27 protein-coding genes and 1 pseudogene are annotated in these 25,569 nt (G+C 64.3%); 18 read left to right on the plus strand and 10 right to left on the minus strand.

Annotated elements, in window-relative coordinates:
* Nucleotides 1–67: 67 nt before the first annotated feature.
* Nucleotides 68–1,636 (minus strand): chromosomal replication initiator protein DnaA, encoded by a 1,569-nt coding sequence (gene dnaA / locus JMY28_RS23870; protein ID WP_236597005.1) that lies wholly within the window; start codon nt 1,634–1,636, stop codon nt 68–70.
* A gap of 421 nt (nt 1,637–2,057) precedes the next feature.
* Between dnaA and rpmH the strand changes: the two genes are divergently transcribed.
* The 4 genes and pseudogenes from rpmH to yidC all read left to right on the plus strand — a co-directional run bounded on the left by rpmH (nt 2,058) and on the right by yidC (nt 4,841).
* On the plus strand, nt 2,058–2,192 hold the full coding sequence (gene rpmH / locus JMY28_RS23875) for a 50S ribosomal protein L34 (protein ID WP_026120950.1): 135 nt from the start codon (nt 2,058–2,060) through the stop codon (nt 2,190–2,192).
* Nucleotides 2,193–2,283: 91 nt separating this feature from the next.
* A pseudogene (rnpA, locus tag JMY28_RS23880) lies at nt 2,284–2,706 on the plus strand (ribonuclease P protein component); the annotation flags it as partial.
* 197 nt (nt 2,707–2,903) lie between these two features.
* Nucleotides 2,904–3,134 (plus strand): membrane protein insertion efficiency factor YidD, encoded by a 231-nt coding sequence (gene yidD / locus JMY28_RS23885; protein WP_042266160.1) that lies wholly within the window; start codon nt 2,904–2,906, stop codon nt 3,132–3,134.
* 30 nt (nt 3,135–3,164) lie between these two features.
* The gene (gene yidC, locus JMY28_RS23890) at nt 3,165–4,841 is read left to right on the plus strand and encodes a membrane protein insertase YidC (protein WP_201698368.1); all 1,677 of its coding nucleotides are present in this window, start codon (nt 3,165–3,167) and stop codon (nt 4,839–4,841) included.
* Nucleotides 4,842–4,978: 137 nt separating this feature from the next.
* Here the strand turns inward: yidC and JMY28_RS23895 are convergent, their stop codons facing one another.
* Entirely contained in the window at nt 4,979–5,398 is a 420-nt protein-coding gene (locus JMY28_RS23895; RefSeq protein WP_201698369.1) for a helix-turn-helix domain-containing protein, read from the minus strand.
* 364 nt (nt 5,399–5,762) lie between these two features.
* On the opposite strand from JMY28_RS23895, the gene mnmE reads away from it, so the two are divergent.
* The 5 genes from mnmE (at nt 5,763) to JMY28_RS23920 (ending at nt 10,021) form a co-directional block, all read left to right on the plus strand.
* Nucleotides 5,763–7,163 carry a tRNA uridine-5-carboxymethylaminomethyl(34) synthesis GTPase MnmE gene (mnmE, locus tag JMY28_RS23900; RefSeq protein ID WP_201698370.1) on the plus strand — a complete coding sequence of 467 codons (1,401 nt, stop codon included), beginning with the start codon at nt 5,763–5,765 and terminating at the stop codon, nt 7,161–7,163.
* A gap of 157 nt (nt 7,164–7,320) precedes the next feature.
* Nucleotides 7,321–7,632, plus strand: coding sequence for a DUF4148 domain-containing protein (locus tag JMY28_RS23905; RefSeq protein WP_201698371.1), 312 nt, complete (start codon nt 7,321–7,323; stop codon nt 7,630–7,632).
* Nucleotides 7,633–8,056: 424 nt separating this feature from the next.
* Nucleotides 8,057–8,245, plus strand: coding sequence for a hypothetical protein (locus JMY28_RS23910; protein WP_201698372.1), 189 nt, complete (start codon nt 8,057–8,059; stop codon nt 8,243–8,245).
* Nucleotides 8,246–8,390: 145 nt separating this feature from the next.
* Nucleotides 8,391–8,627: a hypothetical protein gene (locus JMY28_RS23915; protein ID WP_201698373.1), complete on the plus strand. Its 237-nt coding sequence runs from the start codon at nt 8,391–8,393 to the stop codon at nt 8,625–8,627.
* Nucleotides 8,628–8,995: 368 nt separating this feature from the next.
* Nucleotides 8,996–10,021 (plus strand): S1C family serine protease, encoded by a 1,026-nt coding sequence (locus JMY28_RS23920; protein ID WP_236597006.1) that lies wholly within the window; start codon nt 8,996–8,998, stop codon nt 10,019–10,021.
* A 59-nt stretch (nt 10,022–10,080) separates the two neighbouring features.
* Here the strand turns inward: JMY28_RS23920 and JMY28_RS23925 are convergent, their stop codons facing one another.
* The 4 genes from JMY28_RS23925 to JMY28_RS23940 all read right to left on the minus strand — a co-directional run bounded on the left by JMY28_RS23925 (nt 10,081) and on the right by JMY28_RS23940 (nt 11,804).
* Nucleotides 10,081–10,470: an ecotin precursor gene (locus JMY28_RS23925; RefSeq protein WP_201698375.1), complete on the minus strand. Its 390-nt coding sequence runs from the start codon at nt 10,468–10,470 to the stop codon at nt 10,081–10,083.
* A 136-nt stretch (nt 10,471–10,606) separates the two neighbouring features.
* A complete protein-coding gene (locus tag JMY28_RS23930; protein WP_201698376.1) occupies nt 10,607–10,774 on the minus strand; it encodes a hypothetical protein in 168 nt (55 codons plus the stop codon).
* A 43-nt stretch (nt 10,775–10,817) separates the two neighbouring features.
* Entirely contained in the window at nt 10,818–10,982 is a 165-nt protein-coding gene (locus tag JMY28_RS23935; RefSeq protein WP_167334410.1) for a hypothetical protein, read from the minus strand.
* A 195-nt stretch (nt 10,983–11,177) separates the two neighbouring features.
* Nucleotides 11,178–11,804, minus strand: coding sequence for a LysE family translocator (locus JMY28_RS23940; protein WP_201698377.1), 627 nt, complete (start codon nt 11,802–11,804; stop codon nt 11,178–11,180).
* Between the two features lie 494 nt (nt 11,805–12,298).
* Between JMY28_RS23940 and sap1 the strand changes: the two genes are divergently transcribed.
* Together sap1 and JMY28_RS23950 are read left to right on the plus strand one after the other, a co-directional pair.
* Nucleotides 12,299–12,640: a surface attachment protein Sap1 gene (gene sap1 / locus JMY28_RS23945; protein WP_201698378.1), complete on the plus strand. Its 342-nt coding sequence runs from the start codon at nt 12,299–12,301 to the stop codon at nt 12,638–12,640.
* Between the two features lie 319 nt (nt 12,641–12,959).
* Nucleotides 12,960–13,514, plus strand: a complete 555-nt coding sequence (locus JMY28_RS23950; protein WP_201698379.1) for a YaeQ family protein — start codon at nt 12,960–12,962, stop codon at nt 13,512–13,514.
* Between the two features lie 17 nt (nt 13,515–13,531).
* On the opposite strand, the gene JMY28_RS23955 is transcribed toward JMY28_RS23950, so the two are convergent.
* On the minus strand, nt 13,532–13,942 hold the full coding sequence (locus JMY28_RS23955) for a VOC family protein (RefSeq protein WP_201698461.1): 411 nt from the start codon (nt 13,940–13,942) through the stop codon (nt 13,532–13,534).
* A gap of 484 nt (nt 13,943–14,426) precedes the next feature.
* On the opposite strand from JMY28_RS23955, the gene ada reads away from it, so the two are divergent.
* The 5 genes from ada to JMY28_RS23980 all read left to right on the plus strand — a co-directional run bounded on the left by ada (nt 14,427) and on the right by JMY28_RS23980 (nt 20,122).
* The gene (gene ada / locus JMY28_RS23960) at nt 14,427–15,614 is read left to right on the plus strand and encodes a bifunctional DNA-binding transcriptional regulator/O6-methylguanine-DNA methyltransferase Ada (RefSeq protein WP_201698380.1); all 1,188 of its coding nucleotides are present in this window, start codon (nt 14,427–14,429) and stop codon (nt 15,612–15,614) included.
* On the plus strand, nt 15,611–16,633 hold the full coding sequence (locus JMY28_RS23965) for a DNA-3-methyladenine glycosylase family protein (RefSeq protein ID WP_201698381.1): 1,023 nt from the start codon (nt 15,611–15,613) through the stop codon (nt 16,631–16,633). The genes ada and JMY28_RS23965 overlap by 4 nt, the downstream gene beginning before the upstream one ends.
* A 188-nt stretch (nt 16,634–16,821) precedes the next feature.
* Nucleotides 16,822–18,444: a glutamate--cysteine ligase gene (gene gshA, locus JMY28_RS23970; protein WP_201698382.1), complete on the plus strand. Its 1,623-nt coding sequence runs from the start codon at nt 16,822–16,824 to the stop codon at nt 18,442–18,444.
* A 232-nt stretch (nt 18,445–18,676) separates the two neighbouring features.
* The gene (locus tag JMY28_RS23975) at nt 18,677–19,159 is read left to right on the plus strand and encodes a hypothetical protein (RefSeq protein WP_201698383.1); all 483 of its coding nucleotides are present in this window, start codon (nt 18,677–18,679) and stop codon (nt 19,157–19,159) included.
* A gap of 243 nt (nt 19,160–19,402) precedes the next feature.
* Entirely contained in the window at nt 19,403–20,122 is a 720-nt protein-coding gene (locus JMY28_RS23980) for an OmpA family protein (protein WP_201698384.1), read from the plus strand.
* A gap of 62 nt (nt 20,123–20,184) precedes the next feature.
* On the opposite strand, the gene JMY28_RS23985 is transcribed toward JMY28_RS23980, so the two are convergent.
* Nucleotides 20,185–21,741 (minus strand): DHA2 family efflux MFS transporter permease subunit, encoded by a 1,557-nt coding sequence (locus tag JMY28_RS23985; protein ID WP_201698385.1) that lies wholly within the window; start codon nt 21,739–21,741, stop codon nt 20,185–20,187.
* A gap of 149 nt (nt 21,742–21,890) precedes the next feature.
* Nucleotides 21,891–22,415: a MarR family winged helix-turn-helix transcriptional regulator gene (locus tag JMY28_RS23990; protein WP_201698386.1), complete on the minus strand. Its 525-nt coding sequence runs from the start codon at nt 22,413–22,415 to the stop codon at nt 21,891–21,893.
* 228 nt (nt 22,416–22,643) lie between these two features.
* Here JMY28_RS23990 and JMY28_RS23995 point away from each other — a divergent pair, with 228 nt between their 5' ends.
* Together JMY28_RS23995 and JMY28_RS24000 are read left to right on the plus strand one after the other, a co-directional pair.
* On the plus strand, nt 22,644–22,973 hold the full coding sequence (locus tag JMY28_RS23995; protein WP_201698387.1) for a hypothetical protein: 330 nt from the start codon (nt 22,644–22,646) through the stop codon (nt 22,971–22,973).
* Nucleotides 22,974–23,134: 161 nt separating this feature from the next.
* Nucleotides 23,135–24,721 carry an efflux transporter outer membrane subunit gene (locus JMY28_RS24000; protein ID WP_201698388.1) on the plus strand — a complete coding sequence of 529 codons (1,587 nt, stop codon included), beginning with the start codon at nt 23,135–23,137 and terminating at the stop codon, nt 24,719–24,721.
* Between the two features lie 45 nt (nt 24,722–24,766).
* Here the strand turns inward: JMY28_RS24000 and JMY28_RS24005 are convergent, their stop codons facing one another.
* Nucleotides 24,767–25,546, minus strand: a complete 780-nt coding sequence (locus tag JMY28_RS24005) for a type II secretion system protein N (protein WP_201698389.1) — start codon at nt 25,544–25,546, stop codon at nt 24,767–24,769.
* Between the last annotated feature and the right edge of the window lie 23 nt (nt 25,547–25,569).

Raw genomic sequence — 25,569 nt, forward strand, 5'->3', positions numbered from 1 at the left:
ATAAACAGGGCAAACCCTTCGGGATGCGACTGTCCGCCCCGCCATTCAGGTGCTACCTGGCTGCGTGTTACCCCTTCAGCGTCTGCTCGAGCACGTGCAGCTCGTGGTTGAGCTGAGCGTCCTTGGTGCGTTCGTCGGCGATCTTGCGCACGGCGTGCAGCACCGTGGTGTGGTCGCGACCGCCGAACAGTTCGCCGATTTCCGGCAGACTCTTCTGCGTCAGTTCCTTGGCCAGATACATGGCGATCTGGCGCGGGCGCGCGATATTCGCCGGGCGTTTCTTCGAATACATGTCGGCGACCTTGATGCTGTAGAAGTCAGCCACCGTCTTCTGGATGTTTTCGACAGAAATCTGACGGTTCTGCACCGTCAGCAGGTCCTTGAGCGCTTCCTTGGTCAGCTCGATCGAGATCTCGCGGCCGTGGAACTTCGAATACGCGAGGATCTTGCGCAGCGCGCCTTCGAGTTCGCGCACGTTCGAGCGCAGGTGCTTCGCGACGAAGAACGCCACATCCTCGTTCAGGCTCACGCCTTCCGATTGCGCCTTGCGCATCAGGATGGCCACGCGCATTTCCAGCTCGGGCGGCTCGATCGCCACGGTCAGACCCGAGTCAAACCGCGAGATCAGGCGGTCGTCGATACCCGAGATTTCCTTCGGATACGTATCGCTCGTAATGATCACCTGCGCCTTGTTGGCGACGAGCGCCTCGAACGCGTAGAAGAACTCTTCCTGCGTGCGCGACTTGCCGGAGAAGAACTGAATATCGTCGATCAGCAGCAGGTCGAGCGAGTGGTAGTAACGCTTGAAGTCGTCGAACGCCTTGCGCTGGTAGGCCTTCACCACGTCGGACACATACTGTTCGGCGTGGATGTAGCGGATGCGCGCGCCCGGCTTGTCGAGCAGGAGCTGGTTGCCGATCGCGTGGATCAAGTGGGTCTTGCCGAGGCCTACGCCGCCGTACAGGAACAGCGGGTTGTACGAGATGCCCGGGTTGTCGGCCACCTGGATGGCCGCGGCGCGTGCGAGCTGGTTCGCCTTGCCGGTCACGAAATTGTCGAACGTGAGCACCGGGTTGAGCTTCGAGCGCTCGTAGGTCGGGTCGGGTTCGCTGCTGGAGGCAGCCGCGGCGGCGCCCTGGCCCGGGCGCCAGGTGCGTCGGCCGGCGGCAGCTTCGTTGGCGTCGAGACTGGGCAGATCGAGATCGGCGGCGTCTTCAGCGGTGGCCTGCGCGGCGGCGGCCGACGCGGCTTGCACCATGCCGGCGAGGCCCGTACGGCCAGTCACGGCGGCCGCTTGCGGCGCGACGGTGGCAACAGCCGGTGCAGGCGCATTAGCCAGAGGCGCACGCGGCGCGGCAGCAGGCGCGACGTGAGGCGCGCGCATGCCCGCCTTCGGGTCGAGGACGAACTGCACGTCGACCGGGGTCTGCCAGAAGTCGCGCGCCAGATCGGTGATCCGGCCCGAGAACTGGCTCTTGACCCAGTCGAGCTTGAAACGGTTGGGAGCGGCTATCTGCAGCGTGTTCGCCGCAGCATCGAAGGCAACCGGGGCCAACGGTTTAATCCACGTCACGTACTGCTGGGGCGTTAGCTCACGCTCCAGTAGTGCGGAACAGTGTTGCCAGAATTCGTTCATCGAGTTGCTGTGGTCGTTTTGTTTGCATGCATTGCTGTCGCTCCGCTCTTGTCGCACATACGCGACGAGGCCCTGACGAGGCGACGGAAATTGCTCCGGAAGCCCGTGCGGCAAGGGTCTTGCGGCAAGCAGGCGGGCCGGAGCGGCATGCAGGATTCTTGGGATAGCCGAGATTCTAACGCCGAAATCCCCTCACCAGGAAGTTATCCACAGGGACGGAACAACGCACGCTCGTTCGTGCCCTCTGCAGTCAATCCAGGTGCGATGTGCCCGCTTCAGAAGGTTCGATCGCCTAACCTATTGACGGCCAACGAAAAAGCGGCTTAAATAGCGGGTTCCTCGAAAACCAATCCCTAGTACCACCGGCCATTGCCTTTTTCCGCGATGCTCGCCGCGGTCAAAACTCAACAGTGAGAGCAACATGAAACGTACTTTCCAACCTTCCGTTACCCGTCGCAAGCGTACCCACGGTTTCCGCGTGCGCATGAAGACTGCTGGTGGCCGCAAAGTGATCAACGCACGCCGTGCGAAGGGTCGCAAGCGCCTCGCCGTCTAAGTCGGGCAGCATCGCTATCAGCGAAATCACGGGTAGCGGCCCGCTCGCGAGCACGGCGAACAGGACGAACCCGGTAACTGATCGGGGCGTCATGCCGTCGCGAACGCAAGCCGCTTTTCCGAAAGCCGCAAGGCTACTGAAAACGGATGAGTTCTCATCCGTTTTTCGTTTGCGTCCCTGGCGCCGCACCGAACACTTCGTCGTGTACGGCCGGCCCACGGGCAACGAGGCGCGGCTCGGACTCGTGATCGGCAAGAAGTACGCACCGCGCGCGGTTACGCGCAACCTGGTGCGCCGTATTGCCCGCGAAGCGTTTCGTGTGCGCCGTGCGCAGTTCGAGGGTTTCGACCTGCTGCTGCGCCTGCATACGAAGTTCGACCGCAAGGCGCTGCCGGGCGCGTCTTCGCCGGGGCTCAAAGCTTTGTGCCGCGGCGAGATCGAGACGCTGCTCGAAAAAGCCGCGCGCGAAGTCACGCGGCGTGGCAGTGCTGCGCCTGCGACATCTGCGCGCACTCCTTGCGCGACACAGGCCACGGTACCAACTGGGCAACCAGAACCGGCGCGTGCCCAGGCCGGTAAAGATCTGCCGCCGGACCACGGCAGTTCCCGCACGTCATGAGCGGGGCGCGCGAGTCCGGCATATCCGACGTAGACGCCGCGCAAGCGGCACGTGGTTCGTCATCGAGCGCGGCGCAGCCAGGCCGCAACGCCATGCAAACGGTATTGATCGCACTGCTGCGTTTCTACAAGCTTGCCGTGAGTCCCCTCCTCGGCAGCCGGTGCCGTTTTTATCCTTCCTGTTCGGATTACGCACGCGAGGCAATCCAGTATCATGGCGCCGCGCGTGGGACTTACCTCGCCGCGCGGCGGCTGTGCCGCTGCCATCCGTTTTCGGCGGGCGGCATCGATCTCGTCCCGCCTGCATCTCCGAAAAAGCGCTGACGCGCCATTCCATCGACACTGAGACAACGCATGGATATCAAACGCACCGTCCTATGGGTCATCTTCTTCATGTCAGCTGTCATGCTGTACGACAACTGGCAGCGCGACCATGGACGCCAGTCGATGTTCTTCCCGAACGCGACGCAAACGCAGACGCAAACCGCCGCCAACGGCCCCGCGCCCGCTAGCGCCGCCAACGGCGCGTCCGACCTGCCGACGGCCGCCGCCGCCGCGGGCCAGGCGCCGACGAACACCGCCCAGCCGGCTGCAGCCGCAGCACAGCTCGTACATTTCCGCACCGACGTCTACGACGGCGTGATCGACACGCGCGGCGGTACGCTCGTGAAGCTCTCGCTCGTGAAGGAAAGCGCCGACGGCAAAGGTCCCGACCAGTACATCACGCTGTTCGACCACACGAACGACCACACGTATCTGGCGCGCACGGGCCTGCTCGGCGGCGACTTCCCGAACCACAACGACGTGTTCACGGCAGTCGATGGTCCGCGCGAGCTGACCGGCGACGCCAACACCTTCCAGATCGCGCTTCAGTCGCCCGAGAAAGGCGGCGTGAAGGTCACCAAGACCTACACGTTCACGCGCGGCAGCTACGTGATCGGCGTGGACTGGAAGGTGCAGAACGTGAGCGGCGCGCCCGTTTCGCCGACGCTCTACATGGAAATCGTGCGTGACAGCGAGCCGGTCGAAACGCCGCGCTTCTCGCACACCTTCATCGGCCCGGCGGTGTACTCGAACGAGCATCACTTCCAGAAGATCACGTTCGGCGATATCGACAAGAACAAGGCCGACTTCGTGACCCAGGCCGACAACGGCTGGATCGCGATGGTGCAGCACTACTTCGCGACCGCGTGGATTCCGCAGCAAGGCGCCAAACGAAGCATCTACGTCGAGAAGTTCGACAACTCGCTCTACCGCGTGGGTGTGAAGCAACCGCTCGGTACGATCGCACCCGGTGCGACGGAGAACGTGCAGGCACGCCTCTTCGCGGGTCCGCAGGAAGAGCGCATGCTCGAGGGCATCGCGCCGGGTCTGGAACTCGTGAAGGACTACGGCTGGGTGACGATCATCGCCAAGCCGCTCTTCTGGCTGCTCGAGAAGATCCACAGCTACGTGGGCAACTGGGGCTGGTCGATCGTGCTGCTCACGCTGCTCATCAAGGCCGTGTTCTTCCCGCTCTCCGCCGCCAGCTACAAGTCGATGGCGCGCATGAAGGAGATCACGCCGCGCATGCAGGCGCTGCGCGAGCGCTTCAAGAGCGACCCGCAAAAGATGAACGCGGCGCTCATGGAGCTCTACAAGACCGAGAAGGTGAATCCGTTCGGCGGCTGTCTGCCGGTGGTGATCCAGATTCCGGTGTTCATCTCGCTGTACTGGGTGCTGCTCTCGTCGGTCGAAATGCGTGGCGCGCCGTGGATTCTCTGGATTCACGACCTTTCGCAGCAGGACCCGTTCTTTATCCTGCCGGTGCTGATGGCCGTCTCGATGTTCGTGCAGACGAAGCTGAACCCGACGCCGCCGGACCCCGTCCAGGCCAAGATGATGATGTTCATGCCGATCGCGTTCTCGGTCATGTTCTTCTTCTTCCCGGCGGGCCTCGTGCTGTACTACGTCGTGAACAACGTGCTGTCGATCGCGCAGCAGTACTACATCACGCGCATGATGGGCAAAAACAAGAAGAAGGCAGCCTGAGTGCAGGGGGCGGCAGTGACGCCGCCACTTGAATCAAGGCTCGAAAAAAAAGCCGTCCGGTGTGAACCGGACGGCTTTTTGCATGATTGGATCGCCATTTCCTTGACGGCGCAGAGCGCAGCATTCGTGCGCACGCGTTAGTTCTTCTCCGCGTCGCCGTAGAATTGGGCGACCAGTTCCTGCACGAGATAGCGGTGATGGGCGCTGAGCGACTCGATCTTCGAGGCCAGTTCGAGCGTTTCCTCGGAAACCGGATATTTGTCGTCAGGCTTGCGGGGCCGCGGCACGGTCGAGCCCGCGCTGCCCGGCGGACCGTAGTGCAGCCAGTGGATATCCACGTCGAACCACTTCGCCAGCGTCTCCAGCTTGTCGTGCGTGGGAATCGTGCGGCCGCTCATCCACTTGTGAGCGGTTTGCGGCGAAACCGGATGCTCGCCGTGATGGCGCAGGTTGAACCGGTTAGCCAGATCGGTACTGCCGCGCAGTTTTTCGGGCGCGCGTTTCATGGCGAACTTGAGACGTTCGGCAAAGGCGGCTTTTTCGTCGGATGTCGGCATGGGCCAGATTGTGCAGCCCGAAATTGACGAAGATGACAACCAGTTAGGCTATATTTAACGCATGTAAGTGAAAAATCACTTGCTTCTGGCCGCCCTATGACTTCAATCGAGTTCCTCGCAAATTCCCTTGTACGCAAGCGGTTGGCGGGATTTCGCGCTCGCATCACCTAAATTCTGACAGAATCTGTTAAGACCAATCTTATCTAATTTAAGATAAAGCGAGACGAGTCTCGGCCACGTTCCCAGCCGGAAAGCGCTTTGTTTGGCGCGTTACAATGCCTCGCGTTTTGAGAGTGCTTACGCGACCGTAGTCGGTTCCGCACTCAATCCTGATTCCAGCCCTGCTCCACGGTCCACGCCCATCATGCTCGCCACCGATTCCGATCCCATCGTCGCCATCGCTACTGCGCCCGGACGCGGCGGGATCGGTGTCGTGCGCGTTTCGGCCGGCCGCGCTGGCGCGGCGGCGACCGTTGCGTTGATGCAGGCCCTCACCGGCCAGAACCTGGTTGCGCGCCACGCGAGCTACGTGCCCTTCCTCGATGGGGTCGGCACCGTGCTCGACCGGGGTATCGCGTTGTCCTTCCCTGCGCCGCATTCGTACACGGGCGAGCACGTGCTCGAACTGCAGGGGCACGGCGGCCCGATCGTGCTGCAACTTGTTTTGCAGCGCTGCATCGAGGCCGGCCGCGAGTTCGGGCTGCGCCTCGCCGAGCCTGGCGAATTTACGCGGCGCGCGTTCCTCAACGACAAACTCGATCTGGCCCAGGCGGAAGCCGTGGCCGACCTGATCGAAGCGAGTACGGAGGCGGCGGCGCGCTCGGCCGGCCGCTCGCTCGACGGTGCGTTCTCGCGGGACATCCACGCGCTGGTGGACGACGTCGTCACGCTGCGCATGCTCGTTGAGGCGACGCTCGATTTCCCGGAAGAAGAGATCGACTTCCTGGAGGCTGCAGACGCACGCGGCAAGCTCGCGCGCATTCGCGAGCAACTCGACCACGTGCTCTCCGAGGCGCGCCAGGGTGCTCTGCTGCGCGAGGGACTTTCGGTCGTGCTCGCGGGGCAGCCCAACGTGGGCAAGTCGTCGCTGTTGAACGCGCTGGCAGGCGCGGAACTCGCGATCGTGACGCCCGTTGCCGGCACGACGCGTGACAAGATTTCCCAAACCATTCAGGTCGAGGGCATTCCGCTGCATGTGATCGACACGGCGGGCTTGCGCGACACGGAGGACGAGGTCGAGAAGATCGGCATCGAGCGCACGTGGAACGAAATCGGCCGCGCAGATGTGGTGCTGCATCTGCTCGATGCGCGCACGGGCATGAACGCCGAAGACGAGGCGATCGCCGCGCGCTTTCCTGCCGGCGTGCCGGTCGTCCGCGTGCTCAACAAGACCGACCTGACCGGCGTGGCGCCCGAAGTGGCGAAGCGTCGCGCAGTCAACGGCAGTGAAGTCTGCGAGTTACGCCTCTCGGCGAAACAGGGCGCCGGGGTCGGGCTGCTGCGCGCCGAGTTGCTGCGCATCGCGGGCTGGCAGGCGGACGCGCAGAGCGTCTATCTCGCGCGCGAACGGCATCTCATCGCGCTGCGCGCTGCGCGCGAACATCTCGCGCATGCAGCGGCGCACGCCGACCAGAATTCGCAATTGCTCGATCTGTTCGCCGAAGAGCTGCGCCTCGCGCAGGAGTCGCTGAATTCGATTACCGGCGAATTCACGTCCGATGACCTGCTGGGCGTGATCTTCAGCCGGTTTTGTATCGGGAAGTAACCCGGAATCGAGCAGCGCTCCACCCTATTCTTCTGCCGTCTGGAACGATCCATTCGAAGGATGAGGGTTAACCCGCTGCCCCAATCCTCCTAGACTTTCGCTCATCGGATGCAGACATGTTGTCGCACCGAATCAAAAGCCAAAGGAGGTAGTTAGCATGAAGTCCCTGATCCAGACCGTAGCCGTTGCCGTTGCCCTCGTCGTGCCGGTGGCATCGTTCGCGCAATCGAATGCACCCGTTACCCGCGCCCAGGTGCGCGCCGAGCTCGTGCAGCTCGAGAAGGCGGGCTGGCGTCCGGGCGCAGGGGCGGACCCGCACTACCCCGACGATCTTCTCGCCGCCGAAGCCAAGGTGGCGGCCGCGAATGGCGCAACGAGCGGCTATGGCGGCGTGGCAACCGGCAACTCGGATGCGGGCCGCCCGGCAGTACTCAAGTCCGACTGGAACGCGATGTATAACCATCCGTAACACGATAATTTCGCTGAAACGCTTGCCATCATCTACCGCGGGCGATTCGCATACCTAAATGAATACCTCCGCCGTCGTTGACTCGACGGCTTCGCTCAGGCCTTAGGGCCTGGGCGCTTTTTCCGGCGACCGTCAGGCAACCTGGCGACGCGCGCAAAAGCAAAGCTTGTTCAGCCTCGCCTCTGCGCACTACGAGCTAACTGCAACATCATTTAATTCGTAGTGCGATTCAATTAAAAATTCACTAGCAGGCGATTGTTTAACGGGCTCGCCGTCTCTTCCGCTCGCTAACAGGACTCTCTCTCCCTCTATAAAGCCACAGCGTCCGTTGCGGGCGGCTGTAATTTGTAGACACACATCGTTGCTTTTCCAAACCCTTGGCTCGACGTGGCTAGTCGACAATCGGTGGCATAGGAGAACGACTATGAAAACACTCTTCTGCGCGATTGCTCTGGTTACCTTGTCGGCCGGCCTCACGGGTTGTGTGGTGGCGCCGCCGTACGCGTACGCGCCTGCGCCGGCCTATGGCTATGCGCCGGGCTACTATGCGGCGCCGTCGGTGGATATTGGGGTTGGCGTGGGCGGCTATTACGGTCACGGGTGGCGACATTAAGGGGATCGTATCAAGCCCTTTGAAAGCTTGAGGTCTGATCTTTGAACTTGACCTATCCGATGTGATAGCTGTGCATGCGCCGCCGCCGAACTAAAGTGGCGAGCCACGTTTTCATAAGACGTTGGACCAGTACACGGGGGCAATCATGAGATTCATCGACGACGAGATCGCGCATATCACGCGCGCCATGGCGCCCTCGTTATCTGCTGGCACGACGCCCGCAGTCTTTTCATTCAATTACTGGTACGAGCGCCTCTCCGCGCTGCTCGACCTTGCCCAGATCACGCAAACCCAGTTCCGTTCGGTCGATGCGCTCATGGTCGAGCTTGAAACGCGTCAGGCTGCCATCGGCATGAAGGCGCGAGAAGCGCTGGCTGCATGACTCACCAATTTACGACTTTGCTTCGCGAGCGTCCGGCGCTGCGAATTCCCGATTAACCTCGCCATGTCACCCGAGCATGGATTGGCCCGCGCAAGCGGGCTTTTTTCTTTTCTATGGCGGCTCGCCAACGGGCTGCCTGACGCAAAAAAGACCGCGGCAGGGGCCGCGGTCAAGAGCTTGCCATTAGGCATCCTACGCGGCGCCGAGGGGTTGTCGCCGCCTCACCATTCTCGCGGCGCGCTCCTGGCGCAGCAACGGTTTGCACCCCGATTTAACAATCCTTAACGTTTTGGCCGGCCCGGCTCGCACTCTTGAAAACGTCGCGCGCCCCCTGCATGTACGGCCCACTTTTTACGGAGATTCAGATCGTGGGCAGACGACCTTCCTTTATTGACGATCTGGCTCGCGGCGTCCCTCCCGACGGCGCGGGCCAGCGCCCGGGCATCGACGACGGCGCGCTCCTCGACGCCTATTCCCGCACCGTGATCGGTGCACTGGAGCGCGTGCAGCCGGCCGTCGCGCACATCGCTGTCGAGCGCCGCGCATCTGGGCAAGCGCCTGCGCGCGGCGGCAGCGGCTCGGGCTTCCTGTTCACGCCGGACGGCTACCTGCTGACGAATAGCCACGTGGTGCATGGCGCAAGCAAGCTCAGCGTGACGCTCGCGGACGGCTCGACGCAGAGCGCCGACCTCGTCGGCGACGACCCGAGCACGGACCTCGCCGTGTTGCGCATTGGTGCGCCAGAGGCGCTGCCGCACGCGCAGCTGGGCGATTCGGCAGGCTTGCGCGTCGGACAGATCGCGATCGCCGTGGGCAGCCCGCTGGGCCTCGCGCAAACGGTGACGACGGGCGTCGTGTCGGCGCTTGGCCGCTCGCTGCGCTCCGAGTCCGGCCGCATGATCTACGACGTGATCCAGACCGATGCCGCGCTCAATCCGGGCAATTCGGGCGGTCCACTCATTAATTCGGCGGGTCAGGTGATTGGCGTGAATACGGCGATCATTCCAGGTGCACAGGCCATCTGCTTCGCCACGGCCATCGACACGGCAAAGTGGGTCATCACGCAGCTCTTTGCGCACGGCCGGGTGCGCCGGGCCTATATCGGCATTGCCGGCACCACGGTGCCGATTGCGCGCAGGGTGCAGCGTTATTTCGACCTGAGTGCGACAACCGGCGTGCGGGTGATAGATATCGTCAAGGGCAGTCCCGCTGCGCTCGGCGGCCTGCGCGTGGACGACACGATCGTGACGATCGACGGCGTGCCAGTGGACGGTATCGACACGCTGCAGCGTCTCTTCGACGTTTCGCGCATTGATCGCGCCGTGGATATCGGTGTGATCCGCTTGACGCAGCGGCTCGACCTGAGGGTGACACCCGTCGAACAGACGGGCTAGGCGAAAGGAACTATCCGTGTGAAGCGCGGCGCGCCGTGGTACGCGCGCCGTCGCATGAATTACCAGCCGCCGCCCGGCTGGGCATAAACCGGCGGTTGTCCATAGCCGGGCTGCTGCGCGTAACCGTCGTCGTATTGGGGCGGCGGCGCGGGCTGCATCGGCGCGCACGGCACATAGCGGCCCGAATACGGGTCGTAACACGCCGCGCCGGCCGGCGCGGCGGCATAAACCGGCGCGGGCTGCGCATACACTGGCGCAGGCTGCACATTGGCCGGCTGAGCTGGGTAGGCCACCGCCGGGCCGCTGTTCAGCACGGCGCCCACCGCGGCGCCAATGAGCGCGCCCCCAACCAGCGCACCCACTACATCACCGCCGTGGTCGTGCGCGCTCGCGGGGCCTGCAGCCACCGCACACCCCGCCAGCACCAAAATGGCCGCCATCTTTCGCATGTCGTTCTCCCTGAGAACCTTTGAAAACATGCGACCGATTGTCAGCTCGATTGCTGGATACAGGTGCTGCAAGTGGTAACGACGAATTACGGGAAGATGTGGCTTGCCAGCACGCGCTGGCCGGGAGCGAATCCCGTCAGCGTGCGTGCTCGCCGTCGTGCGCGTCTGCCTCGTTTGAGCGCGGCGTGCTACCGCGCTGCCCGGCAGACGGACAGAGAAGGGTGAGCGCGATGGACAGCACCATCAGCACGAACAGTGCGACGAAGTACGCCATCCATGAGAACTCGATTTCCACGAGCGCCACCCATGTGCTTCGGCGCGTTCATCCGCCCGATGCGTGCTCCCGCTCAGTGATGCAGGAAGCTGCGTAGCGGATGACGCCAGTCCATATGATGTCCGTCTCCCGCTTCTACGCGCTGTCGATGCTCCTCGAGGATCTCGTCGGAAAACAGGAAGACGACGATGACAAGGGGGATCACCAGAAACGCGCCCAGTATTACGTGTTCGATCACGATTACCTCCTGGTTGTCAAGCGGTTTGCAACTGCATTGTAGCCGGGACGCGACAGTTTGCACATCCGGCGCGCACCGAAGCTTCAAAACAATGTTCGCCAACCATCACAAGCCCGACTGAGCAGCCCGCGTGCCCGGTTCACGGACCTCAGAACGTGGTCCGTGTCACGGTCGTCTTCGAGCAAAACGAGGCGCTTATGCTACCGACTTCCTCCATGCGGCGGCAAAGAGCCCAGCGCCGATGAGCAGCGTGCCGCCGGTGCGATTGATCGCGCGCTGTACGCGCGGGCTGCGCACGACCTTGCGCGCGGCCGCCGCGAGCAGCGCATAGGCGATTGCGTTGAGCGTCGCGAGCACGAGGAACGTGGCTTCGAACACGACGATCTGCGGCGTCATGGCCATATGCGGGTCGATGAACTGCGGCACGAAGGCGACGAAGAAAATGATGCTCTTCGGGTTGAGCGCGGTGACCGCGTACGCATGCGCGAAGATGCGGCCAGTGCGCGTCTCGGAGGTGTCCGGAGCATCGCCTTCGCCAACGGGCGCGCGCCAGAGCTTCACGCCGAGGTAGATCAGATAAGCCGCGCCAACCCATTTCAGCGCCGTGAACAGCGTGGCGGAGGCCGCCAGGACCACGCCAAGCCCGAGCATGGAAGCGGTCATTGCCGTGAAGTCGCCAAGCGCGACGCCCGCCGTGGTTGCGAGTGCGTAGCGGCGGCCGTGGCCAAGCGCGTAAGACACGACGAGCAGGACGGTGGGGCCGGGAATGGCAACGAGAATGGCCGACGCAATCGCGAACGGCAGCCAGTGAGCGAAAGTCATGGGGTTCCTCCATTGGGAAGCCCGATTTATCCACGAACTTTTGCGCTACGCAAGCGTGGCGCGTGGTTTCTTTTCGATCGCTTCCTGAGCGCCCTGGCATCGAATTTATTCTGTCGCCAATCCATTAATGCGCTACCGCTCAATTGGCACGCATGTGACTTTAGGTGCGCCGCGTCATTGCCTGGTCGAGCATCCATGAAGCCGTTTAAATCAAAACAAGCGCGATTGTCCTATTCCGGTTATAACCGGCTGCGCCTTGTTGCATAAGGCGTGGGGCTTTGTAATCAATACTTCGGAGTGCTGCTGGACGCCCTTTAGAGTCAAGCTGAACGGCATCGTTTCGCTCGACTCCGCGCTGCAGGCGTCCGCGACTGCTGCAACCGCACACAAGTCGCGCTTGCAGTCTTTCAACAGTTTTCTATGTTTAACAACGCGGGTGCGGCATGAGAGTTAAATACATAGCTAACCTGAGTAAAAACCCGCAGGAGGCAAAAATGAAAGTGCTATCCGGTATCGCCGTCGTGGCGGCCAGCCTTACTTGCGCCTTTGCGGTGCAAGCTCAGGATGTCGGGGTCAAGCCGCAGCAAACGGTGCAACTCAAGCCGGGTTCCTATGGCTGCCTCACGAAGGACAAGCTCGACGCCGTCGCGCTGCACGAGCAGGCCGGCGAGCGTCAGCAGATGCAGGAGTACTTCACAGGATTCCAGTGTCTGTCCACGCCCGACAACCAGTCGTTCCGCGTCGTACAGGTGGTGGGTCATGACGTCGAGTTCGTCAATGCGGCGAACACCGATGAGCAAGGTCTCTGGACCACCGACCGCTTCATCAAGCAGTAAGTCCGCATCGCCATCTGCCGGAGATTGCGCTAGCCCGCGAAGCGTGGGAGTCGCGCCCGGAAAGATACTCATGAGGTGTCAACGCGCGCCTCGCAACATGGCCCGACGCACTTGCGCCGGGCCATTGTGTTTGCTGGGCACGCTCCCGTGACGTGATGTAACGCGTCGCGCACCGCTGTCAAACCCCCGTCATCTTCTCCTCGGACCATCCGCATTGCGTCGTCGCGCGTCGCCTCGACGCGCTACGCGTCCAATCGGCCGGCACGTAGCTTGCTAGAAACTTCGCTATCATGTGCGGCTTTCGCGCCTGGAACTCGGTATGGCACTCAAATCGACCATCTACAAGGCAGAACTGCAGATCGCAGACATGGATCGGCACTATTACGCCGACCATGCGCTCACGATCGCGCGCCATCCGTCCGAAACTGACGACCGCATGATGGTCCGCATCGCCGCGTTTGCGCTCTTCGCGGGCGAGCGGCTCGAATTCTGCAAGGGCCTCTCCGACACGGACGAACCCGACCTCTGGTGCAAGGACTACACGGGCGCCATCGAAACGTGGATCGAAGTTGGCCAGCCCGACGAGCGCCGCATTGCCAAGGCGAGCGGCCGCGCGGGTGAGGTCGTCGTGATCGCCTACGGCGGGCGGACCTCGGACATCTGGTGGCAAGGCGTGCGTAACAAGGTTGAGCGCATGCGCAACGTCACGGTCTGGTCGCTGGGAGAGGGCGTGGCCGCCTCGCTCGGCGCGCTGGCCGAGCGCACCATGCGCCTGCAATGCACGGTGCAGGACGGCGCAGCGTGGATCGGCAATTCGAGCGCTGAGCCCGTAGCAGTCGAATGGAGCGTGTTCAAGGCGCCCGAAAACGTGTGAAAGCAGGCTGCGCGCGTTCAGGCGTGCGGCGGCCCCTTGAGCTCCACCATGTTGCCTTCCGGGTCGAACAGATACAGCGACGGCCCCAAACCCTCCGCTCCATAGCGCTCGACGGCAGTGCCGGGGCGCGCTCCATGCTGCGTCAGATGTGACGTGAGCGCCTCGGCGTCGAACGGCTCCACGCGCAGACAAAGATGATCCATGTTGCCGCTCGCGCCAGCAGGCGGTGCGCCGGCGCCCCGGTCGAACGGGCCGCCGATCGTCACGAGATCGATGAGCGAGCGTCCTGCGCGCAACTGCACGAGCCCGAGATCGCGCTGTTCACGCTCCGGCTCACAGCCGAGCACTTCGCAATAGAAACGCGTCATGGCGGCCGTATCGGCCGTTCGAATGACGACGTGGTCGATCTCACGAATCTGGATCCGCATGGCGTCCTCGTGGTCGTGGAGGGCTTCCATGATGAACCCGCGGACACAAGGCTGCGCAGAACGCGCGCATTTCAGCGAGCCGCGCGAACTGCAATCGGCGGAAAATAGCGGGTGGAGTAGAGAAACGCTGGACGAAAAAAAGCCCGCTGCTGTGAGCGGGCTTAATCCATATCAGGAGGAGACATGGAGGAGACAGGAACGACTATACCGAGTCGGCTGACGCGATGCAACAACTTTTTAAGGGAAAACCCGCAAAGTTGCCATTTTGTCGCACGGGAAACTGCAACGCGCCACCAGGGATTCACCGAAGGTCATAAAAGTGCCAGATAAGCGCCACTTAAGGGCGCGATCATGGGCATGCCGACCGCAATGACAGCGCAAGATCCGGCGCGCCTCCGTCCGTAGGCGAAGTTAGAGTAAGGGCATACACACAGGCACTTCGAGGAGCCCTCAAATGAGCGCCGTCCCTGAAATGAAACCAGCGATGAAACCCGCAAAACCCAAGGACACGCCAGACAGCGAGTGGACGAACGACGTCGACCGCTGGCAAGCCGTCACGTCGCGCGACGCCCGCGCCGACGGCGCATTCTTCTACGCCGTGCGCACGACGGGCGTGTTCTGCCGCCCGTCGTGCGCGTCGCGGCTCCCGCGGCGCGAGAACATCGAATTCTTCGCCGAGGCCGACGATGCCCGTGCCGCCGGCTATCGCGAATGCAAGCGCTGCCGCCCGGGCGGCCTGCCGCGCGAGCTGGAAATCGTGCGGCGCGCCTGCGCCGCGCTCGACGCCGACCCGCAAGAACGGCTCACGCTCGCGCAGCTGGGCGAAGCCGTGCATCTCAGCCCGTTTCACCTGCAGCGCCTGTTCAAGCGCGCGCTGGGCGTCTCGCCGCGCCAATATCAGGCGGCGCGACGCGGGGCCGTACTGCGTGACGCGCTGGGCGAGGGCGCCGACGTCACGCGCGCAAGCGCGGACGCCGGCTTCGGCTCGTCGTCGCGGCTCTATCACAGCGTGCCGGGCGAACTGGGCATGGCGCCTTCCGCGTATCGCCGCAAGGGCGCGGGATTGACGATCCACTACGCCGCCACGCCCACGCCGATCGGCTTTGTGCTCGTCGCGGCAACGGAAAAGGGCATTTGCCGGATCGCGTTCGGCGACGATGCCGCGACGCTCACCGCCGCGCTCACGGCCGATTTCGCGAACGCGCAATGTATTGAGGACAAGACCGCGATTGCGCCGTTCGCCGCGCAAATCGACGCATATCTGCACGGCCGGCGCGAGCGTTTCGATCTGCCGCTCGACATTGCGGCGACGGCGTTCCAGCAGCGCGTGTGGGACGCGCTCCAGCGCATTCCCTACGGCGAGACGCGCAGCTACACGCAGATTGCCGAAACGCTCGGCGCGCCGCGCGCGGTGCGGGCGGTGGCGAGCGCGTGCGCGTCGAATCCGGTGGCGCTCGCCATTCCGTGCCATCGCGTCGTGCAGAAGGGCGGCTCACTCGCGGGTTATCGTTGGGGGCTCGAGCGCAAGGCGGCGCTGATCGACGCTGAATCGCGCGGCGGTGAGATCCGCGCATCGCAAGGCGCAACTCGAGGACCAACGCGAGGAACAAAAAGCGCGAAAGACAACCATTCGACTTCGAACCGCGCCAAAACGCCGGAGACCGCCGCTTGAGCGCCATCGCCCCACAATCCGAAGCACAAACCGAGGCGCAGACACACAGCGCCACACTAGAGCTGCCGTTTCGCGCGCCCTACGACTGGCCACGCGTCCTGCGCTTTTTCAGCGGCCGGGCAACGCCGGGCGTCGAAGCGGTGGAGGACGGCGCCTGGCTGCGCGCGATCGACTTCAACGGCGCGAGCGGCACGCTCGCCGTGCGCCGTCACGCGCGCAAGCATTGCCTCGTCGTGCAGATCGACGGGCCCGTGAGCGCGCACGCGGCGGGGCTCGCCGCGCCGCTCTCGCGCATGTTCGACCTGCACGCCGATCCCGCCGCAGTCGCCGCGCATCTGCGCAACGATCCGTGGCTCGCGCCGCTCGTTGCGGCCGTGCCGGGGCTTCGCGTACCCGGCGCGTGGTCGGGCTTCGAGCTCGTGGTGCGCGCGATCGTCGGCCAGCAAGTTAGCGTGAAAGCAGCGACGACGATCATCGGGCGCCTCGTCGAACGCGTGGGCAAGCGCATCGACGACCATGCGCACGCGCGCACGGCGTGGCGCTTTCCCACGCCCGCGGCGCTCGCCGCCGCCGATCTCGCGGGCATCGGCATGCCGGGCAAGCGCGTGGCCGCGCTGCAGGGCTTTGCGCAGGCCGTGGCGAGCGGCGCGGTGATCATCGAGCGCGACTACGCAGAGAAAGATCAGAACAAGCCGCGCGGCAAGCGTCAAAACAGACAAATCGACGCTATCGCGCCAGTGCCCCCCGACCTCGACGCGATGCGCGCCGCGCTGCTCGCGTTGCCGGGCATCGGCCCGTGGACCGTCGAATACGTCGCGATGCGCGCGTGGCGCGACGCCAACGCGTGGCCTGCAACCGATCTCGTGCTCATGCAGGCCATCGCGGCGCGCGACCCGGCGCTTGTGCGCGCGACCCAACAGCGCACCCGCACCGACACATGGAGCCCCTGGCGCGCGTACGCAGCCATGCATCTGTGGAACGAAATCGCCGATCGGGCGGGCGCGGCGCGCGGCGGCTAGGGCAACGGAAGGCAGCGCAAGGAACCGGGCGGTGCCCCCGAGACGCGCGTGCCGACAGGCCAAAACCCCACCTGAGGCGGGCCCAAGCAGGTCTTTCGGCGAGATGTTAAAGTGCCCGCTACCGAAAAGAATCCCGGCCGGCGAGCGTTCGCAGCACAGCGCCGCCGGCCCGAGCCCGACTTGCCTCAATGCCAGACACGATCTCTACACGCACGAACGACGTTCTCGCGCAGCGCCTTTCCGTGCTGGGCAACGGGCCACATCGCGGCGCGCTCACGCGCGGACTGCGCGGCATCGAGAAGGAGAGCCTGCGCGTGACGCGCGACGGCCGTATCGCGATGACGCCGCACGCCGCGGCGCTCGGTTCGGCGCTCACGCATCCGTCGCTTACCACCGACTATTCGGAAGCGTTGATCGAGATCATCACGTCCGCCGAGCCCGATGCGTCGATCACCCTCGCGAAGCTCGACGAGCTGCATCGCTACGTCTACGCCGTACTCGCGCGTGACGGCGAAATGCTCTGGAACGAATCGATGCCGGGCCTCTTGCCCGACACCGACGACGGCATTCCCATCGCGCACTATGGCGCCTCGAACATCGGCCGTCTGAAGTACGTCTACCGCATGGGCCTCGCGCTGCGATACGGGCGCACGATGCAGTGCATCGCCGGCATCCACTACAACTATTCGCTGAGCGACGAAGTGTGGCGCGTGTTGCACGCGCATCATCAGTCCACGGCCTCGCCCACCGACTATCAGTCCGAGCGCTACCTCGCGCTGATCCGCAATTTCCGCCGCACGAACTGGCTGCTCATGTACCTGTTCGGCGCTTCGCCCGCGCTCGACGCGCGCTTCCTGCGCGGCCGCGAGCACACGCTCGAAGCATTCGACGCCGACACGCTCTATCTGCCGTACGCGACGAGCCTGCGCATGAGCGATCTCGGCTACTCGAACACGACGGGCCAGTCCGCCTTGCGCGCCGACTACGACACGCTGGCAGGCTATCTCGACGCGCTGGCGCAGGCCGTGAGCCAGCCGTATCCGCCGTACGAGGCGATCGGCACGCATCGCGACGGCGAATGGGTGCAGATCAACACGAACGTGTTGCAGATCGAGAACGAGTTCTACTCGACGATTCGCCCGAAGCGCGTGACGCATCCCGGCGAGCGGCCGCTGCATGCGCTCGCCGCGCGTGGCGTGCAGTACGTCGAGGTGCGCTGCATGGACATCGACCCGTTCGAGCCAACCGGCATCTCGCTCGAAACCGCACGGTTTCTCGACGCCTACCTGCTCGCGTGCGCACTCGATGAAAGCCCTTTCCTGCCTGCCGACGCCTACGCCGAATCGAACGAAAACTTTGGCCTGGTGACGAAAGAAGGGCGCCGCCCGGGTCTTGCGCTCAAGCGTGACGGCAAGGACGTCCCGATGCACGAGTGGGCCGACGAGCTGTTCGAGAAGATCGGCCACGCAGCCGCGGTGCTCGACGCGGCGCACGGCAGCGACGAGCATACGCGCTCGCTCGCGGCACAACGCGCGAAGCTGGCCGACCCGTCGCTCACGCCATCGGCCCGTGTGCTCCAAACCATGCGCGATAGCAAGCAGTCCTTCCTGCAATTTGCACTCGCACAAAGTGAACGCCACGCCGCGCAATTCCTCGCGCGCCCGCTGGACGCGGCGGTCACGGCCGAGTTCGACACGCTTGCGCGCGAATCGCTCGCAGAGCAGGCGCAACTCGAGCGCGACGAAGTCGGATCGTTCGACGCGTTCGTCGCCGCGTATCGCGCTTATACGCTCAATCGCTTCAGCGTCTGAGCCCGGCCTCTGGGCCGCACGCCAGTGCGCCATTGCGGCGCGCACATCCCATCGAAGTTTGCCCCAGGCACCGCATTTGCTCGCAACACCAGCGTGCAGATGCGGTCCAACCAGGGTAGGCGCCGCGTCACCGAGCTGCGCGGACGACGAGCGCACCGGGCGAACGAAGCTGAAAACACAAAAAATGCACGGGCCGCGCGCCATGCGGCTCACTCTGGGAGGAATCCACGCGATGAAACGAACTCTTGCGATCCTGCTGTGCGCGACGGCTGCGGCCTGCGCGTCGCGCGGGCAGGTCAATCCCGACATCATGCAGATCGCGACCGCACCGCTCACCTGCTCGAACAAGGCGGAATGCGATCTCTGGTGGCAACGCGCGGAAGACTGGGTGCGCAGTCATTCGAAGTACGAAGTGCAGACTGTGACCGACACGCTGATCCAGACGTCGGGCCCGGGCGGTGGCCGGCGTCTGCTCGCCTATGAAATCACGAAGTCCGCCAACCCCGACGGCACGGCCACGATTGGCTTCGCCGCGCACTGCGACAGCTCGCTCGGCTGCAAGCCGAACCCGTGGTCGGCGGGCGCGGCGTTCAAGCAGTACGTGCGCACGGGCGTCGATGCGCCCATTCCCGGCGACACGACCACGGGCGCAGGCGGCGACACGGCCGGCGTGAGTGGTGCAGCGGTGGCCGAGCCGGCCTCGAGCGCGCATTGATCGTTGCGCATTGGTCGCTGCGCAGTGATCGCTGGATTAATGGCTGCACTTGGCTCTGGCCGCGCGTGGTTAGCGCTGGCGCGCGCTCAGAGTGGCGACTTTGCGAATAGCGACTTTCGAATGACGTCTGTTGCCGATTTAGGCATTGTCTGATTGAGCGAGGGATTGGGGAGCCCGTATCTTGGGTTGGTTTCGGCCTGCGTGGTCCGGGCCGTTCATCCTCATCCACAACTCGAATCGACAATGAAACTGCGCCTTCTGTCCGCCAGTGCCGCGGCTGCCGTAATCGTCGCAGCCGCAGGCTGCACTACCGCCTCAGGCCCCACCCACAATCTCGACGTCGTCACGCTCGCTAACGGCTCGCAGGCGTACCGCGTGCAGTGTCTCGGCTTGCTCGAAAGCTCCAGGACCTGCATGGCGAAGGTCAATGAGATCTGCGGCACCAAGACGCCGCTGCGCGTCTCGTCGGTGGATCGCGCCGCTTCCGGGTTCAAGCCGGAAGACGATCCGCGTGAAATCACCTTCATCTGCCAGACGCCGCAGCCGCCGGCCCCGCCGCCGGCGCCGGTCGTGCAAGCGCCGACTCCGGCCCCCCAGGTTCAACCGCGCACGATCACGCTCAATGCCGACGCCAACTTCGCGTTCGACAAGGCCGACCTGCTGCCCGCCGGCAAGCAGACGCTCGACCAGTTCATCGGGGAAAGCAGCAGCGTGAATATCGGCGCGATCGTGATCAGCGGCTACACGGACTCGGTTGGCTCGAAGGCTTATAACGACCGCCTCTCGCTGCGCCGCGCGCAGACGGTGCGCAACTATCTGCAGTCGCACGGCCTGCACGCTAGCCAGTATGAAGTGCACGGTTACGGCTTCGCGAAGCCCGTCGCGTCGAACGCCACGCCTGAGGGCCGCGCGAAGAACCGTCGTGTCGAGATCGAAACGAGCGGCATCACGCAGCGTCAGTAACGCAGCGCGCAACGCGCACCCGGGCGCCCGCGGCTTTACGCGGGCGGCCTTTCGCGGGACCGTCAATGACCCATTGCCGGTCCCGCGCCCTTTTTCGGCTTCGTCGCCCACACCAGCAGGGCCAGCACGACAAACATCACGCAGGAAATGCGGAAGAAGTCGTTGGTGGCCATCATGTAGCCCTGAGTCGTCACCACGTCGTTGAGCTTCGCGGTCAGGCTTTGACCTGCGAAACCGAGTTTTGCGAGCGCGTCCTTGTAGGCGATGGTGTTCGGCGAATACTGGCTCACCGATTCCGATAGCACGGCATGGTGATAAATCGCAGCGTCTTCCCAGAACGTCGTGCTCACCGCCGTGCCGATTGCGCCCGAAAGCGTGCGCAGAAAGTTCGAGAGGCCCGAGGCGCTCGCGAGCCGCTCGTCGGGAACGCTCGAGAGCGTGATGGTCGTCATCGGCACGAAGAAGCAGGCCACGCCGATACCCTGCACGAGACGCGGCAAGATCACGTGGTTGAACGGCACATCGAGTGTGAACGTCGAGTTCCAGAGCGAGACGAGCGCGAACACGACGAACGCGAAGCTCGCGACCATGCGCAGATCGAGTCGGTGCATATTGCGCCCGATGAGCGGCGAAAGCACGAGCGCGAGCAGGCCCACCGGCGCGGTGGCCAGACCCGCGAGGCCCGCGGTATAGCCCATGACCGTCTGCAGCCAGAGCGGGAAGATCACCACCGAGCCGAAGAAAGCCATGAAGCCGAACGAGATGATCATCGCGCCGAGCGCGAAATTGCGGTCGCGAAAGAGTGATAGATCGACCACGGGGTCCTTTTCCGTCGCCTCCCACGCAAGCATGAACGCGAGCGCAACCACCGCGATGATCGCGAGCGTGACGATGAACGTCGAGTTGAACCAGTCGCGGTCCTTGCCGAGGTCGAGCATCATCTGCAGGCAGGACACGCCAATCACGAGGAGTGCGAGGCCCACGGCGTCGATGCGCTGCTTCGTCGTCTTTGTTTCGCGTCCGCGCAGCAGCAGGTACGCGCAGATGCCCGAGAAAAGGCCAATCGGCACGTTGATATAGAAGATCCACGGCCACGTGTAGTTGTCCGTGATCCAGCCGCCCATCACCGGTCCGAAGATGGGCGCGACGATCACGGTCATCGCCCAGAGCCCGAGCGCGAGCCCGCGTTTGGCAGGCGGGTAGGAGCGCATGAGGATAGTCTGCGAAAGCGGGACCATCGGCCCGGAAACGAGCCCTTGCACGAGACGGAATGCAATGAGCGTCTCGAAGTTCGTCGCGAAGCCGCACGCGGCCGAGGCCACCGTAAACAGCAGCACGGAGAGCGTGAAAAGGCGTACTTCGCCCACGCGGCGCGCGAGCCATCCGGTGAGCGGCACGGCAATCGCGGAGGCAACCGAATACGACGAGATGACCCACGTGCCTTCGCTGTTGGCGACACCCAGGTTGCCCGAAATGGTCGGGACCGCCACGTTTGCGATCGAGGTGTCCAGCACTTCCATGAAGGTGCCGAGCGCGAGCCCGACCGTGAGAAGCGCGAGCCTACCGCCGGAAAACGGTGCGGGCTCGGCCTGTGCGGGCACCGCGGAAGAAGTTGCCATGTTCCGTGTCCTTGTTGGCTCGGCCGTTGCCGCTGCACCCCTGGAGCAGCGCACGCCAGCGTGTTATTTCATGCCAGTGCATTTTCTGCCCAGACAGTGATTCGATCGAATTGCGCCACTGCTGCGCCGCAGCGCGTCGGGCGACCTTTCTAGTCGCCGCCTTCCTGCGCCGGCGCTTCTGCGTCCTTGTCGGCGCCGTCCATCGATCCGCAAATCGGCGTGGTCGAGCCGTCATTGGCAATGAAGCGCTGCAGCAAATGAACGAGCGTCGCGACTTCTTCGGGAGTGAAGCCGCGCAACTGCTCGGACATCTCCGCGGCGATCAGTTCAGGCAATTGCTGCGCCGCCGTGCGTCCCTGATCGGTCAGTGCGAGTTCCACGACCCGGCGGTCCGCCTGGCTGCGCTGCCGCTCGAGAAAGCCCTTTTTCTCCAGTCGGTCGAGCATGCGCGTCATGGAGCCAGTGTCGTACGAGAGCGCGCGCGACATCTCGTTCGGCGTGCTGGCGCGCTCGAACCACAATAAAAGGATCACACCGATTTGCGACGATGTAAGTCCAAGTGGCGCGACCGCACGGTCGATGCGCCCGGCCAGCACATTGCGCGCAGTCGAGAGGAAATAGCCGAGACTTGGCTCGACGCCCAGCCTGGCCGGGACGAATGGACCGTCGCTCATGGCAGTTCGCTTTGCAGCGTCTCAGAAAACGAGCGGATTATAGCGGGTTACTTCGCTGCTCAGGCAGATAAATCAGTCAGCAGGTCGCAACCGTCTCTGCTGCAGTAATCGGCGCGTAAAAACAACAGTTGCATTGATGCGGTGCAAAGTATGTTGTGATTTGATTGCATAGTCAATATTATGACAGGCAACCAGTTTCGTTCATCTCCGTTCACCCGTTTGGGCATCATGCTTTACCTGATCAACGCGCTTGGCGGCCTTGGCCGCTCCGTCACCGACACCGCCCGCCTTGCTTTCGCGAGGGCTGGCGCGGGTTCGTGGTGGGTGCGCGGGCGCAAGCTCGCGTTGTATGCGGCCATGTTTGCGCTGCCGGGCGGCTCGATCGCGGTAGTGGCTGTGGTGTGGGCGCAGCGTCGGCGCGCGCGGCACGAACCTGCAGCAGCGGGGGCTGTCGTGCCGGCCACGCCCGTCAACCCGGCAGCGGCAACGGCTGCACCCGCGTGCGCAGGCGGCCAACTCGCCTGCCGCGCACCGAAGCGCCGCCGTAACGACGCGTAACCTGCGCGTCTCGCGCCGTAACACCCGCCAACCCTTCCAACGCGTAAGCTTTCGGATTCCGCGTAATGACTAGCGCGTGCGCTACCATTGCCGCAACGCGACAACCCCGTGCGCGCCCGGCCGCCTGACTGCGCGCCGGTTGCATCGACAGGAATCCTTGCATGCCTTGCCGTTTCGTCCGTCCCGGCGCCTCCGTTGGATCCGCCGGGTCCGTGGCGCGCAGCGCGCCCACACCGCTTTCCACGTTAGCGCTGTGCGCAGCCGCCGCGCTCACCTTCCAGTTGACTGGCTGCGCCGTCGGCCCCGACTATCACCGGCCCGCCGCCGCCGTGCCCGCCTCGTTCAAGGAAGCGCCCGAGGGCTGGAAGGTCGCGCAACCCGGCGATACCGCCGACCGCGGCGCCTGGTGGCTGATCTACGACGATGCGCAGCTCAATGCGCTGATGGATCAGCTCAACACCAGCAACCAGACAGTCGCGCAATACGCTGCCGCTTATCGACAGGCGCGTGCGCTCGTGGGCGAGGCCCGCGCGGCGTATTTTCCGGTGATCAGCGGTTCGTTCTCGGGCACGCGCTCGTACACGCCCACGCGCGTGGCCAACTCGAGCGGCGGGTTGTCGAGCGGCAGCATCAACAACAACGTCAACCTGGGGCTCGACGCCACCTGGGAACCCGACCTCTGGGGCAAGGTGAGCCGCACCGTCAGCTCGCAGGAGGCGAGCCAGCAGGGCGCCGCCGCCGATCTCGCGAACGCGCGTCTGTCTGCGCAAGCCACGCTTGCGCAGACCTACTTCACGTTGCGCTCGCTCGACGCGCAGCAGAAGCTGCTCGACGACACGGTTGTGGCGTACCAGAAGTCGCTGCAACTCACGCAAAATCAGTACGCCCAGGGCGTGGCGGGCCGCGCCGACGTGATCCAGGCGCAAACCCAACTGCAGTCTGCCCAGGCTTCCGCGATCGACAACGGTGTGGCGCGCGCCCAGGACGAGCATGCGATTGCCGTGCTGGTCGGCCAGCCCGCCTCCACGTTCTCGATCGCGCCGTCGCCGCTCACCGCCACGCCGCCCACGGTGCCGCTCGCCATGCCGTCCGCGTTGCTCGAGCGCAGGCCCGACATCGCCTCGGCAGAGCGCAAGGCGGCGTCCGCCAATGAGCAGATCGGCGTCGCCATCGCAGCGTACTTCCCGACGCTCACGCTTTCCGCGAGCGGCGGCTTCGAAAGCTCGGTGCTGTCACAGCTGTTGCAGATGCCGTCGCGCTTCTGGACACTCGGGCCGTCGCTTGCCGGCACGATCTTCGACGCCGGGCTGCGTAAAGCGCAGACCGAAGCCGCGCGCGCCGCCTACGACCAGCAAGTGGCCACCTACCGGCAAACGGTGCTGGCCGCGTTCCAGGACGTGGAGGACAACCTCGCTTCGCAGCGCATCCTGGGGCAAGAGGTCGGCGTGCAGCAGCAGGCGGTGGAGTCGGCACAGCATGCGCTCGCGATCGTGACGAACGAGTACAAAGCAGGCACGACCGATTTCCAGAACGTGCTTTCCGCGCAGGCCACGGCCTTCACCGCGCAGCAAAAGCTCGTGAGTATCGGCGGCCAGCGCATGGTGTCGTCGGTGGGGCTCGTGAAGGCGCTGGGCGGCGGCTGGGATGCCGCGCAGATGGATCGCGAGACGGGCAGCGTGGCCGCGCCTTCGGTCGCTTCGGCGGCATCCGCGCCGGCGTTTGTGGCGACGGCCGTCCAGCCGCAGTAATGCGTACGCGCCCGCGCAGGCGGGCGCACGCTCAAACCGTGAACGTCAGCGGATGAATGTCAGCGCGACGGTTCCCGGCCCAATCGGCCGACCCAGCAGATTCAAGAGGCCTGCCAGATTGTCGCGCTGATCCGGCGTCGCGCTCGCGGTGCCCTGGAACGAGGCGGACGCGCGCGAGAACGAGCCGCGCCCCTCGAGCATCAGCGGGCCTTTCTGCGTCGAGAGATCGAGCGTCGACGTCGCCCCTTGTGCCTGCAACACGACCTGATACGTGCCGAGCGGCTTCACAAGCGACACTCGCGAACTCATGTCGGCGAGCGACACGCTCAGTCGTCCGAACGCATCCGTGCCGAACATGCGCCACGGGCTCCACGAAAGCCGCACCTTGCCATCCAGATCGAGCGTGTTGAAGGGCGCACCGAGACCCGCGAGCAGCGAGGCCGGCACGGCTATCGTGCCCGCGCTCACGTTCGCGCCACGCAACGTCGCATCCACCGTGACTGCGTCGGGCATCGCCTCGGTCTGCAGCATTTCCATACGCACGCGCGCGACGAAAAGCGGCCAGAACGCCGTGCGCCAGACGATGCGCCCCGGCAGCAGCGTCGCGCCGCGCGCATCCTGGCCCGCTGCGAGCATCAGCGTGGCGGAGCCGTGCCAGAGCGAGCCTTCCGGATCGATCAGATTGACGTGCCCCTGGGTCGCGCGCGCGAACTGCGGCGCGATCCAGGCTGCGGGCAGGCGGGCGAGCAGCACGACAGCGCTCGACAACAAGCCCACGATCAGCCAGGGCAACGCGGCGCGCAAGCGCCGCATCCAGTAACTCATTGCTTATTTCTCCGGCGATTCTC

Source organism: Paraburkholderia hiiakae, from assembly GCF_904848665.1.
Classification (GTDB): Bacteria; Pseudomonadota; Gammaproteobacteria; order Burkholderiales; family Burkholderiaceae; genus Paraburkholderia; species Paraburkholderia hiiakae.